The following is a 12,238-nucleotide window of genomic DNA, read 5'->3' as shown; positions in this document are numbered from 1 at the left end:
GTTAAAGCTTACCTGATTTTGGGCGGCAGAAGAGTTCACATTTTGTTTAAGATTTAACGAGCAGCGTCAACACTTCGTAGTGCGCGGTATGCGGGAACATATCGAAAAGCTGCACCCGCTCTACACGGTAGCCCGGCAAGTGGCCAAAATCCTTTGCCATGGTCTGAGCGTTACAGCTGGAATAGATGATGAAGTCAGGCGCCATCTGGCTCAGGTAATCGCACAGCGTTTTACCTATGCCCCGACGCGGGGGATTCACCAGCACCAGTTCAGGCACGCGCCCCTGGCCGGTGGCGAACTCGGCAGAATCGAGCGCCTGAAAATGCAGATCGGTTAAGCCTAATTGCGCAGCAGATTGCCTGGCGCAGGCAATGGCCTCTGGTGAAATCTCAATCCCCGTCAGCGTCATCTGCGGCGTAGCGCAGTGCAGGCCAAAGCCACCAACGCCACAGAATAAATCCCACATATGATGGATATTTAGCGCCCGTACCCAGTCGCGCGCTGTGGCATAGAGCTGGCTCGCCACCGTCGGGTTGGTCTGGAAGAAACTGTGCGGGCGGATCCACAGCGGGACGTCGTTAAAGCGTTCCGCCAGCGCCTGCTGGTCGGTGAAGAAAATCTCTTTCTCCCCTTCCATAATCGCCATATGCACTGGCTGAATATTCGCCGTGATCACTCTCAGCTGCGGTAACTGCTGCTGAAGCCACGGCAGCGCCGCGCGCAGTTGTTCAAGTTTGGCTTCGGAACGCAGAACAAAGCGCAGCATCATTCCGCCGTCGAGCTGGCTTTCGGTTAACAGTAGGTATTTGAGTTCACCGCGTTTGCGCTCGACGTTATAGGGCGTTAAACCCGCGCGGGCGATAAAAGGTTTCAGCGCCGCGAAGACCGGCTCAAACGAAGCGGGATAGAGCGGACAGTCGGTCAAATCCTCTGGCGTACCGTCACGATGGAGCATGCCTAGCAGCGGTTTTTCGACGCTCCCACTCACCACCATTTTGGCTTTATTGCGAAAGCCCTGCTCCGGCCCGCTGACGGGTGCGCACCACTCCGCCACCGGGTGCGCAGCAAGCAGTTGCTGCAAATCGGTCATTTTGGCAGAGAGTTGTTGGGAGACCGGCTGCGCTATCCACTGACAGGAACGGCAACGACCGGCATCAAAGAGTGCGCACTGCATAGGAAAACCTTAAGAATAACGGGGCTGCGATTATATACACAAAATCATTCAAGTTGTATCAAGGCGGCAAGTCTGAGAATCCCCAGCAGCTTACTCAAGCCAGTGACTGGGGTGAGCAGACGCCGCCAACGCAGAGACAGCGTGAAGGATGACGTGTATACACGTTATTGCAGACGGAAAAATCGTCGGCTGGACGCGGGAACAAAGAGGAGGAACAGCACCAGCAGATCCGGAAGTTTTTGCAGCATCAGCGAGCGGAAAATGTCCCGTTTCGACTCACCGGCAATACTGAACAGCTCGGGATAACCATAGCCGATCGACGCAGCCCACAGATAACCCGTGGCAATCACCTGCGTCAGCAGAAACACCCACCGCGCCCAGTTACGCCCTTTCGCCAGGGAAAAAGCGCAGTAGATCTCAACAAAAACCAGTGCCAGGCTGCCCATAAAAACGAGCGTTAAATTCCACGTTTGCACGCTGCGATGGATAAATTCCCCCACGCCGCGCAGACCCAGCATATTAAACAGCATCACTAAATCCAGACAGCGGATCATGATAATGGCGAGCGCCGCTACCTGCACAAAAGCAGGTACGTTCAGGCGAGCATGTGCTTGTCGCGATTTAGTAAAGAATCCCAATGTTTTTACTTCCCTGAAAAACAGTGCCGCGACACGCGCGGCACTTCATTGAGAATTTTAAATGCTTCAGCCGCGTCTTGCACGCTGGATATCACGTACGCGCTGTTTTTCCGCGCGCGCCATCAGATACCAGGCGATAAAGCCCACGACGCCCACGACACCTAAAATGATTGACGCCAGGGCGTTAATCTCAGGGTTAACGCCCATGCGCACGCTGGAGAAAACCAGCATCGGCAGCGTCGTAGCACCCGGGCCAGAAACGAAGCTGGCGATCACCAAATCATCGAGCGACAATGTGAACGCCAGCAGCCAGCCGGAGATCACCGCAGGCATAATCATCGGCAGCGTAATGATGAAGAAGACTTTCACCGGTGTGGCACCGAGATCCATCGCCGCCTCTTCAATCGAATGGTCCAGCTCGCGCAGACGCGATGAAATCACCACCGCCACATAAGCTGTGCAGAAGGTGACGTGCGCCAGCCAGATGGTCAACATGCCACGATCCGCCGGCCAGCCAATCGCATGTGCGAGGGCGACAAACAGCAGCAGCAGCGACAAACCGGTAATGACGTCCGGCATAACCAGCGGAGCCGTAATCATAAACGCAAAGCCCGTTGAGCCGCGGAAGCGACCGAATCGCACCATCACCAGCGCGGCAATCGTACCGAGTACGCAGGCCATGGTGGCCGCGCAGGCGGCAATCGTCAGGCTTAATCCCACCGCGCTCATCATGGCGCTATCGCGGAACAATTCGCCGTACCAACGCGTCGACCAGCCCGCCCAGACGGTCACCAATTTGGAGCTGTTGAACGAGTAGATGACCAGCATCAACATCGGGGCATAAAGGAACGTGAAGCTCAGTACCAGAATCAAAATGCGCCACGGAGAGCGTACGACCGGTAAATTATTCATCCGTTACCTCCCATCTGTTTTTGCTGATGCTTGTGGAACCACATGATTGGCACGATCAGCAACAGCAGCATGACAATCGCGACCGCAGAGGCCACCGGCCAGTCGCGGTTATTAAAGAACTCCTGCCACAGCACGCGACCAATCATAATGCTGTCCGGGCCGCCGAGCAGTTCCGGAATAACAAACTCACCGACCGCCGGGATAAACACCAGCATTGACCCCGCAATAATGCCGCCTTTGGTAAGCGGGACAATCACGTTGAAAAACGTTTTCAGCGGACGGGCACCGAGATCCAGTGAGGCTTCTACCAGCGAGTAATCAATACGCGTCAGCGCCGTATAAATCGGCAGAACCATAAACGGCAGATAGGCGTACACAATGCCGATATACACCGCCAGATTGGTGTGCAAAATCGTCAGCGGCTGATCGATAACGCCGAGCCACAGCAAGAAGTTATTCAGCACACCGTTGTTTTTCAGGATCCCCATCCACGCGTACACGCGGATCAGAAACGAGGTCCAGGACGGCAGAATCACCAGCAACAGCAAAATATTGCGCGTCGACGGTTTGCTGTGCGCCACCGCCCACGCAAGCGGATAGCCGATCGCCAGACAGCAGATCGTCGACACCGCAGCTATCTGCAATGACTGCAAATACGCTTCGAAATAGAGCGGATCGTCGGTGAGCTGCAGGTAATTGCCCAAATTCAGCGCGATCGTCAGCGTTCCATCCGCCCACTCCATCAGATTGGTATACGGCGGGATCGCCCGCGCCATTTCGGCGAGGCTTATCTTGAAGACAATCAGGAACGGCAGCAGGAACAGCAGGATCAGCCACACGTACGGCATAGCGATCACCAGCTTGCGGCCATGCGCCATCTGCATATGCGTCAGCCATTTCGCGAATCCGCTGGTTTTAGGATCGCGGACAGGGGGTTCAAGTGTACTCATTGCCGCTCCTTATACCGTCAGCACGACGCAACTGTCCGCGTCCCAGTAAAGACGCACTTCGTCGCCCCACGTAGGCAGCCCTTTTCGGTAACGGTGCTCGTTCTGCAACTGGGCGCTGATCATCTGCCCACTTTTGAGTCGAACGTGATAAATCGAGAGATCGCCCAGGTAAGCAATATGCACCACTTCACCGACGGCGAAGTTATAGCCATCGGCAGGCGATTCCTCGCAGAGCATGATTTTTTCTGGACGTAGGGCCACGTAAACCGGCACGTTATCCACGACCGAGGCGTCAGGGTCCACTTTAAGCGGATGTACCAGCCCTGGCGCTTCAATCACCAGACCATCTTCCTGACGTTCTTTCAGCAGCCCTTCAAACACATTGACCGAGCCGATAAATTCCGCGCTGTAGCGCGTAGTCGGGTGCTCATAAATCTCTTCCGGCTCGCCAATTTGCACGAACTTGCCGCGGTTCATGATCGCGATACGTCCGGCCATGGTCATGGCCTCTTCCTGATCGTGCGTCACCATCACACAGGTCGCGCCGACACGCTCAAGAATATCCACCACTTCAAGCTGCATGCGGTCGCGCAGCTTTTTATCCAGCGCCCCCATCGGCTCGTCGAGCAGCAACAGTTTTGGCCGTTTTGCCAGGCTACGCGCTAGCGCCACGCGCTGGCGCTGGCCGCCAGAAAGCTGATGCGGCTTGCGCTTCGCGAATTCCTGCATGTGCACCAGGCTGAGCATTTCGGCCACGCGGGCCGTGATTTCGGCTTTTGGCAGTTTGTCCTGCTTCAGGCCAAACGCGATGTTCTGCTCCACCGTCATGTGCGGGAACAGGGCGTAAGACTGAAACATCATATTGATCGGGCGCTCGTAAGGCGGCACGCGAGAGAGATCGACGCCATCCAGCATAATTTGCCCGGCGGTGGGCTGTTCAAAACCGGCCAGCATCCGCAACAGCGTCGATTTACCACAGCCAGACGCGCCGAGCAGCGCAAAGATCTCGCCTTTGTAGATGGTGAGGCTGACATCGTCCACGGCATGCTGACCATCAAAGGACTTCGTCAGGTTACGGATTTCAAGAAGCGGGGTCAGCGCTTTACGGGTTTTCGCCTGCGGGCGGGGGGTCGCTTCATTCACGGGGTGCTCTCCGGCATCAATCTAAACTGGTGCAGGCGCACCCTTTCGGTGCGCCTGTTGCCGGGATGTTCTGCACATTCCCGGCCTGGAAAAAGTCGGTGAATGAATTATTTACCGCTTTTCACCTTCGTCCACGCACGGGTACGCACGCGGTCGATTTTCGGGTCTTGTACTTTCAGCGTGAACAGCTTGGCGAACACGTCTGCCGGCGGGAAGATAGCCGGATTGTCACGCACTTCAGCGCTGATCAGCGGCACCGACGCTTTGTTACCGTTGGCATAGAAGACGTGATCGCTGATATGGGCAATCACTTCCGGACGCAGCAGATAGTTCAGGAACTGATAGGCTTCATCTTTGTTTTTCGCATCCGCAGGCATCGCGAAGACGTCAAAGAACGCCAGCGCCCCCTCTTTCGGGATCGTATACGTCACGTTCACGCCATTCTTCGCTTCTTTCGCACGGTTAGCCGCCTGCCAGACGTCACCCGCCCAGCCGATAGCGACGCAGATATCGCCGTTAGCGAGATCGTTAATGTACTGAGAAGAGTGGAAGTAGCGAATGTTTGGACGCAGCTTCAGCAGCAGGTCGGTAGCCGGCCCGGTGTAGTCATCTGCTTTGGTGCTGTTCGGATCTTTGCCGAGATAATTCAGCACGGTGGCGAAAATCTCTTCAGGCGCATCCAGGAATGAGACGCCGCAGCTTTTCAGTTTTGCCAGGTTTTCCGGTTTCATTACCATATCCCAGCTGTCCAGCGGTACGTCGGTTCCCAGCGCTTTTTTGACCTTATCAACGTTGTAGCCAATCCCGGTCGTCGCCCACAAATACGGTAAAGCGTACTTGTTGTCCGGATCGTGCTTCGCGACCATCTTGAGCACTTCAGGATCGAGGTTTTTCCAGTTCGGCATCTTGCTTTTGTCCAACGGCTGGAACACGCCGGCCGCCAGCTGGCGCTCAAGGAAACTGGCCGATGGAACCACCAGGTCAAAGCCGGTGCTTCCCGCCATCAGTTTGCCTTCCAGCACTTCGTTGGAATCAAACACGTCATAAACCACTTTAATCCCGGTCTCTTTTTCGAAATTCGCCACCGTATCCGGCGCGATATAATCAGACCAGTTATAAATGTGCAGCGTTTTTTGTTCCGCAGCGAGCGTACCGGCAGAGACAGCCATCAGAGCGCCCGCAACCAGACCCGATAACCATTTTTTATTAAAGGCGACCATATCGTTATTCCTTATGAAAGCTCGTTAACTGTTGTTAACAAACGAACTAAAAGCATGCATTGGGGGATATGCAAGAATCGTGCATATTTTGTCGCTCTGCCTGACGCAAAAGAAAAAACCTTCTGGCAGTTTTCGCTCGCTTTTTTAAGCTCCGCAAGAATAACTGTAGCCTGTGCCCCAGGCTATAGCCCAGATTAAAAAGCGGTTTTTATCAATTTTTTATGCAGAAAGGGTCTATGTGATAAGCCGAACTGGCCCGAAGACAGGTGAAATATTCTTTAAAGGAAGGTTAAAAGCAGCAGAATAAAGGGTGTTATGCAGCCGCTGCGGTAGCGACTGCGTGAGTATCATTGTGTTTTAGTGCAGAAAGGGGTCGCGTGACTCGTTATTCTCGAGTTCTTCATCTTCAGGCGTAAACAGCAGATGATGCGCGCTGGCCTCTAACATAACCATCGAGATTTGCTCTTCGCTCTGGCGCATAAACCAGGCGAACTGCTGAAATGACAGCCCCGCTCCGGCGCATAAAGACTGGCAAACCACCAATTTTGGCAGATTATCATCCTGAATATCGAGAAATGCTTTTACGGTCAAAGAACCGGCATTGATCGCCGATAAATCAGAGGCCAGGGCCAGCAGTGCCGACGGTTTTACTTCGGCGAGCGCCGAGAAAAGGATCACGTCGTTGATCAGGTCGATTTTGGCGTCAAAAATGCCGTCGAAATTTTGCATGTGCGGCAGGTGCAACGCCTGACAGGAATCACACTCAAAGTAAGTGATGCCCGCATCGTCGAGCCAGTGGCGTAACGTATCCAGAGTTGGAACGACCTGTAAATCCATAGCAGTGCAGCCTCTTAATAAAAAACTTTGCTTAGAGTACGCAAAAAGCGCGTTCCTAACCACCCGTTTTAAGGCAATAGCCCGGCGTGGCGTGGCGCTCAATCCATGAAATCATTTTACCCGCAATATCGACGCCCGTGGTTTTCTCGATCCCTTCAAGGCCCGGCGAGGCATTCACTTCCATCACAAGAGGCCCGCGGTTCGCGCGCAAAATATCCACGCCCGCGATATCCAGCCCAAGGGTTTGCGCCGCTGTGATGGCAATTTCACGTTCGCGCTCGGTGATGTCCGCGATTCGCGCCACACCGCCTCGGTGCAAATTAGAGCGGAAATCGCCGTCTTTCGCCTGGCGTTCAATCGCCGCCACCACTTCATTGCCGACGACCAGGCAGCGAATGTCGCGCCCTTTCGCCTCTTCGATATATTCCTGCACCAGAATATGCGCGTTCAGGCCGCGAAACGCGTCAATCACACTCTCGGCCGCCTGACGCGTTTCGGCCAGCACCACGCCAATGCCCTGAGTCCCTTCCACAAGTTTCACCACCAGCGGCGCGCCGCCCACCATCGCAATTAAATCGCTGGTGTCGTCGGGCGAATGGGCAATGCCGGTCATTGGTAAATCGATGCCCTGTCTCGCGAGTAGCTGCAGGGAGCGCAATTTGTCGCGCGCGCGGGTGATGGCAACGGATTCATTCAGGGGGTAACTGCCGAGCATCTCGAACTGACGCAAAGCGGCGGTGCCATAGAAGGTCATTTGCGAACCGATGCGCGGGATCACCGCGTCGAAGTGCGGTAAATGACGACCTTTATAATGTATAGAAGACGCCGCCGGGCTGATGTTCATATAGCACGACAGCGGATCGAGGATCTCAACCACATGGCCACGCTTATTCGCCGCGTCAAGCAGGCGCTTACAAGAATAGAGCGTTCCATCCCGGGACAAAATGGCAATTTTCACCCTGCACCTCTCCAAAATCTCAATAAGAGCCTGCGTATCATATACGCAGCCAGGCACAGGATAAATGCGCTATCGCACGGCCCAGCCCTGTTTATGCAAATAGTCGAGAATAAACGGACGGTTTTCTTTAATGATGGTGCGACGAATATGATCGCTCCAGGTATCGCGGCGATTATTGCTGTCGCGCGTCAGATAATAGTTGGCAAGATCGTCGTCGTATTGCGCCAGTACGTCAGCATCCACGGGCTGATAGTGATTTTCATGCATCAGCATCGCGGCAGGGATGCGCGGCTTCACATCCGGATTATCAGCGGGCCAGCCAAGGCACAGGCCAAACAGCGGTAAAACATGTTTTGGCAGTTGCAGGAGTTCCGTCACACTTTCAATGTTGTTGCGAATGCCACCGATATACACACCACCTAAACCCAGCGATTCGGCGGCTGTCAGCGTATTTTGCGCCATCATTGCGGTATCCACAACGCCCAGCAGAAGCTGTTCTGCCAGCCCCAGCTGCGCATCCGGGCAAATTTGCAGATGACGATTAAAGTCGGCGCAGAACACCCAAAACTCAGCTGCTTGTCCGACATGCTTTTGCCCGCCCGTGAGCGTCACCAGTTGTTCGCGCATGGCCGGATCGGTAATACGGATAATCGAGGTGCACTGCAAGAAACTGGAGCTGGACGTCCCCTGCGCACTCGCGATAATCGCCTCCCGCTGGGCATCCGTAATCGGTTTGTCGGTGTAATGGCGGATAGAACGGTGGGAACGGATCACATCAATCGTCGGGGTCATTGGGTCTCTCTTTTCTCTCTCTTTACGCGGTTTCCAGCCAGTATAGGCAAAGATGGTGACCGTGTAATTGGCGAAATATAGCCTGAAGGTATCAAAGCGACAGGTGAAACCTGCTTTTCATGAGGGCAGGTTATCGTGCACTATAAGCGTCATTCGCCGTCGGGCTTACGTTTTAGGAGAGAGATATGTTTGCAGTGATTTTTGGACGTCCAGGTTGCCCTTACTGCGTGCGCGCTAAAGAACTGGCAGAAAAACTGACCGCTGAGCGTGATGACTTTAACTTCCGCTACGTCGATATCCACGCGGAAGGCATCAGCAAATCTGACCTCGAAAAAACAGTGGGTAAACCGGTTGAAACCGTACCGCAGATTTTCCTCGATCAGACGCACATTGGTGGTTTCACTGATTTCGAAGCCTACGCGAAAGAGAATCTGGGTCTTTTTGCTGCCCAGTAACGTGTGAAGCGCCCTCTCTGGAGGGCGTTTTTATTTGTGACGCAGACGTCGGATCAGACTGCGCGCAAAGAGAAAACACAACGCGCCCAGCGCACACCAGAATATCCCGCTCATCAGCCACGCCAGTTCCTGCCACAGCGAACGCGACGGCACAAACACCCAACGCATCACCACCAGGCACAGCGGTGCCGCCAGGATCGCGCCAATCAGCGGTTTGAATACCTCTTCACCGCGCGTCAGAAAACTGGCCGCCATCCCAGGGAGAATGAAAAACAGTAACCCCAGCTCAGGATGACCTGAAGACCGAAATGCGCCCTTCACATTCGCTAATACAAGGCAAACCGCGGTAAACAACAAGAAACAGCAGGCGACCCCCGCCCAGTTCCGTTTTATGTTCAAAAATCCTCCTGACTTCATCTCTATCGAATACACATTCGTCCAGCGGACGCCCAGTCAGATAAAGCAACGTGGCACTCCTTGCCAAAGCCCATAGGTGATATGCGATCTTTACTGGCTCTGAATATCCAATGCGATTAGACTATCGGCCAGTTATTGTTCTGCGGATATATTTTTAGTGTGAGAAAAGTGTATTTTTCAGCTCGCGCATGGAACAAAACAGTAGCCTAAATAACCCTTTCTTTCAACAGCTTAACGGTAAACAAGAAGTTAGCCTTCGTGAATATAAACGTCGCAGATTTGTTAAACGGGAATTACATCCTGTTATTATTTGTTGTACTGGCATTAGGCCTGTGCCTGGGCAAATTACGCCTGGGTTCAGTTCAACTCGGTAATTCCATTGGCGTTTTAGTCGTCTCATTATTATTAGGCCAACAACATTTCAGCATTAACACCGACGCGCTAAACCTTGGATTTATGCTGTTTATTTTTTGCGTCGGCGTGGAAGCGGGCCCGAACTTTTTTTCAATTTTCTTTCGCGACGGCAAAAATTATCTGATGCTGGCGCTGGTGATGGTCGGTAGCGCACTGATTATCGCGTTAGGGTTGGGCAAACTGTTTGGCTGGGATATTGGGTTAACCGCAGGCATGCTGGCAGGGTCGATGACCTCGACGCCCGTTCTCGTCGGTGCTGGCGACACCTTGCGCCATTCGGGGATGGAAGGGAGCCAACTTTCCGTTGCGCTTGATCATCTGAGTTTAGGCTATGCCCTGACCTATCTGATCGGTCTGGTCAGCCTGATTGTCGCCGCACGCTATTTGCCAAAATTACAGCATCAGGATTTGCAAACCAGCGCCCAACAAATCGCCCGTGAACGCGGCCTGGATACCGACACCAAACGCAAAGTCTACTTACCGGTGATCCGCGCTTATCGCGTGGGCCCGGAGCTGGTTGCCTGGGCCGACGGTAAAAATTTGCGCGAGCTGGGGATCTATCGCCAGACCGGCTGTTACATCGAACGTATTCGCCGCAACGGCATTCTGGCGAACCCGGACGGCGACGCGGTATTACAGATGGGTGACGATATCGCGCTGGTGGGTTATCCCGATGCGCATGCCCGTCTCGACCCCAGCTTCCGTAACGGCAAAGAGGTGTTTGACCGCGATCTGCTCGACATGCGCATCGTCACCGAAGAAATTGTGGTCAAAAACCACAACGCCGTGGGCCGCCGCCTGGCGCAACTCAAGCTGACCGATCACGGTTGCTTCTTAAACCGTGTGATCCGCAGCCAGATTGAAATGCCGATCGACGACAATGTGGTTCTCAATAAAGGTGACGTCCTGCAGGTGAGCGGCGACGCGCGCCGTGTGAAAACTGTTGCCGACCGCATCGGCTTTATCTCCATCCACAGCCAGGTGACCGATCTGCTGGCGTTCTGCGCCTTCTTTATTGTCGGTCTGATGATTGGAATGATCACGTTCCAGTTCAGCAACTTCAGCTTCGGCGTCGGCAACGCCGCCGGACTCTTATTCGCCGGGATTATGCTTGGCTTCCTGCGTGCTAACCACCCAACCTTCGGCTATATCCCGCAGGGTGCGCTAAATATGGTGAAAGAGTTTGGTCTGATGGTCTTTATGGCGGGCGTCGGTTTAAGCGCGGGCAGCGGTATTGGGCACAGTCTGGGGGCCGTCGGCTGGCAGATGCTGGTCGCCGGTTTGATTGTCAGCCTGCTGCCGGTGGTGATCTGTTTCCTGTTCGGCGCTTACGTCCTGCGCATGAACCGCGCGATGTTATTTGGCGCCATGATGGGTGCCCGCACCTGCGCCCCCGCGATGGAAATTATCAGCGATACTGCGCGCAGTAACATACCCGCGCTGGGCTACGCGGGCACGTACGCCATTGCTAACGTGCTGCTCACACTGGCCGGTACGCTAATCATCATCATCTGGCCGGGACTCGGATAACTCTCAAGTTTGCGCATCGAGAAAATTATTTTGGCTATGCGCAGAACTTTTCCAAAAGGAGGCAGTCATAATTAGTGCCACTGCTTTTCTTTGATGTCCCCCATTTTGTGGAGCCCATCAACCCCGCCGTTTTGGTTCAAGGTTGATGGGTTTTTTGTTGCCTGAAATTCACAGCATCTCCAGTCAAGCATCTCGATTCCTACTTTTCCGGTATCAAAAACCGTTATCTGCATCAGCAATTTTCACCTGCAATCCGTCCCACCATCTGTCGAATATCGTCTCGCGAGAGCGGCTGGCTGTCGGTCACAAAATGCAGCGTCATCCCTTCGATAAACGCATCCAACGCGCGGGCGGTCACTGGATCAAACCACTGCTCAAGCGTCGACTGGCTGGTTTGCATCCAGTCCTGCATCACCTTTTTTAACGCGGGCTTACGGCTCATCAGCGCGTAAAGTTGATACATCAGCTCCATATTATGTGGCGTGGTGACTTCGGAACTGTGGATCAGCGTAGTAATGGATTCACAGGCCATTTCCGGCCCGGTCACGCCCGCAAAAAAGTCGCAATATTGCTGTGACATATCACAGGTAAAACGCGTGAACGCCTCTTCCAGCAGTGAATCCATGCCGTCGAAATAATAGGTCATCGACCCTAGCGGCACGCCCGCGCAGGTGGCGATTTTACGGTGCGTGACGGCATCTATCCCATGCTCTGCTATGGTCTCCAGAGTCGCCTGAAGTATTCTTTCCCGGCGCAGTGGATCGTTCGGTCGTCTGCTCATAAATTCCTCTTTCACTT

At 54.0% G+C, this 12,238-nt stretch carries 13 protein-coding genes; 2 read left to right on the top strand and 11 right to left on the bottom strand.

The annotated features are described in order from the left end of the window. Positions 1-46: 46 nt before the first annotated feature. The 9 genes from rlmC to nfsA form a co-directional block, all read right to left on the bottom strand. A complete protein-coding gene (gene rlmC / locus ACKI5T_RS06185) occupies positions 47-1,174 on the bottom strand; it encodes a 23S rRNA (uracil(747)-C(5))-methyltransferase RlmC (RefSeq protein WP_407436360.1) in 1,128 nt (375 codons plus the stop codon). A 164-nt stretch (positions 1,175-1,338) separates the two neighbouring features. After that, positions 1,339-1,836 (bottom strand): YbjO family protein, encoded by a 498-nt coding sequence (locus ACKI5T_RS06180; RefSeq protein ID WP_150099565.1) that lies wholly within the window; start codon positions 1,834-1,836, stop codon positions 1,339-1,341. Between the two features lie 42 nt (positions 1,837-1,878). Then, on the bottom strand, positions 1,879-2,724 hold the full coding sequence (gene potI, locus ACKI5T_RS06175) for a putrescine ABC transporter permease PotI (RefSeq protein WP_235135194.1): 846 nt from the start codon (positions 2,722-2,724) through the stop codon (positions 1,879-1,881). Continuing rightward, on the bottom strand, positions 2,721-3,674 hold the full coding sequence (gene potH / locus ACKI5T_RS06170) for a putrescine ABC transporter permease PotH (RefSeq protein WP_407436358.1): 954 nt from the start codon (positions 3,672-3,674) through the stop codon (positions 2,721-2,723). Before potH ends, potI begins: the two co-directional genes overlap by 4 nt. Before the next feature lie 9 nt (positions 3,675-3,683). Beyond that, complete coding sequence (gene potG / locus ACKI5T_RS06165) at positions 3,684-4,817, bottom strand: putrescine ABC transporter ATP-binding subunit PotG (RefSeq protein ID WP_012016769.1); 1,134 nt, start codon at positions 4,815-4,817, stop codon at positions 3,684-3,686. Between the two features lie 107 nt (positions 4,818-4,924). Continuing rightward, a complete protein-coding gene (potF, locus tag ACKI5T_RS06160; protein WP_407436356.1) occupies positions 4,925-6,037 on the bottom strand; it encodes a spermidine/putrescine ABC transporter substrate-binding protein PotF in 1,113 nt (370 codons plus the stop codon). Between the two features lie 357 nt (positions 6,038-6,394). Then, complete coding sequence (locus tag ACKI5T_RS06155) at positions 6,395-6,874, bottom strand: YbjN domain-containing protein (protein WP_407436354.1); 480 nt, start codon at positions 6,872-6,874, stop codon at positions 6,395-6,397. Between the two features lie 55 nt (positions 6,875-6,929). Continuing rightward, positions 6,930-7,832: a 30S ribosomal protein S6--L-glutamate ligase gene (gene rimK / locus ACKI5T_RS06150; RefSeq protein WP_407436352.1), complete on the bottom strand. Its 903-nt coding sequence runs from the start codon at positions 7,830-7,832 to the stop codon at positions 6,930-6,932. Between the two features lie 69 nt (positions 7,833-7,901). Then, complete coding sequence (gene nfsA / locus ACKI5T_RS06145; protein ID WP_407436350.1) at positions 7,902-8,624, bottom strand: oxygen-insensitive NADPH nitroreductase; 723 nt, start codon at positions 8,622-8,624, stop codon at positions 7,902-7,904. 185 nt (positions 8,625-8,809) lie between these two features. Between nfsA and ACKI5T_RS06140 the strand changes: the two genes are divergently transcribed. After that, positions 8,810-9,079, top strand: a complete 270-nt coding sequence (locus tag ACKI5T_RS06140; RefSeq protein ID WP_012016764.1) for a GrxA family glutaredoxin — start codon at positions 8,810-8,812, stop codon at positions 9,077-9,079. Between the two features lie 30 nt (positions 9,080-9,109). Here ACKI5T_RS06140 and ACKI5T_RS06135 read toward each other — a convergent pair whose 3' ends face one another. Next, entirely contained in the window at positions 9,110-9,478 is a 369-nt protein-coding gene (locus ACKI5T_RS06135; protein WP_041689356.1) for an inner membrane protein YbjM, read from the bottom strand. A gap of 276 nt (positions 9,479-9,754) precedes the next feature. On the opposite strand from ACKI5T_RS06135, the gene ACKI5T_RS06130 reads away from it, so the two are divergent. Beyond that, positions 9,755-11,440, top strand: a complete 1,686-nt coding sequence (locus ACKI5T_RS06130) for an aspartate:alanine antiporter (protein ID WP_012016762.1) — start codon at positions 9,755-9,757, stop codon at positions 11,438-11,440. Between the two features lie 232 nt (positions 11,441-11,672). On the opposite strand, the gene ACKI5T_RS06125 is transcribed toward ACKI5T_RS06130, so the two are convergent. Further along, on the bottom strand, positions 11,673-12,221 hold the full coding sequence (locus tag ACKI5T_RS06125; protein WP_407436347.1) for a TetR/AcrR family transcriptional regulator: 549 nt from the start codon (positions 12,219-12,221) through the stop codon (positions 11,673-11,675). Positions 12,222-12,238: the final 17 nt, after the last annotated feature.

The sequence above is a fragment of the Lelliottia sp. genome (genome assembly GCF_045627565.1).
In the GTDB taxonomy this organism is placed as follows: Bacteria; Pseudomonadota; Gammaproteobacteria; order Enterobacterales; family Enterobacteriaceae; genus Enterobacter.
The sequence above is the reverse complement of the archived record's forward strand: the minus strand, read 5'-3'. Positions and strand labels throughout refer to the sequence as shown.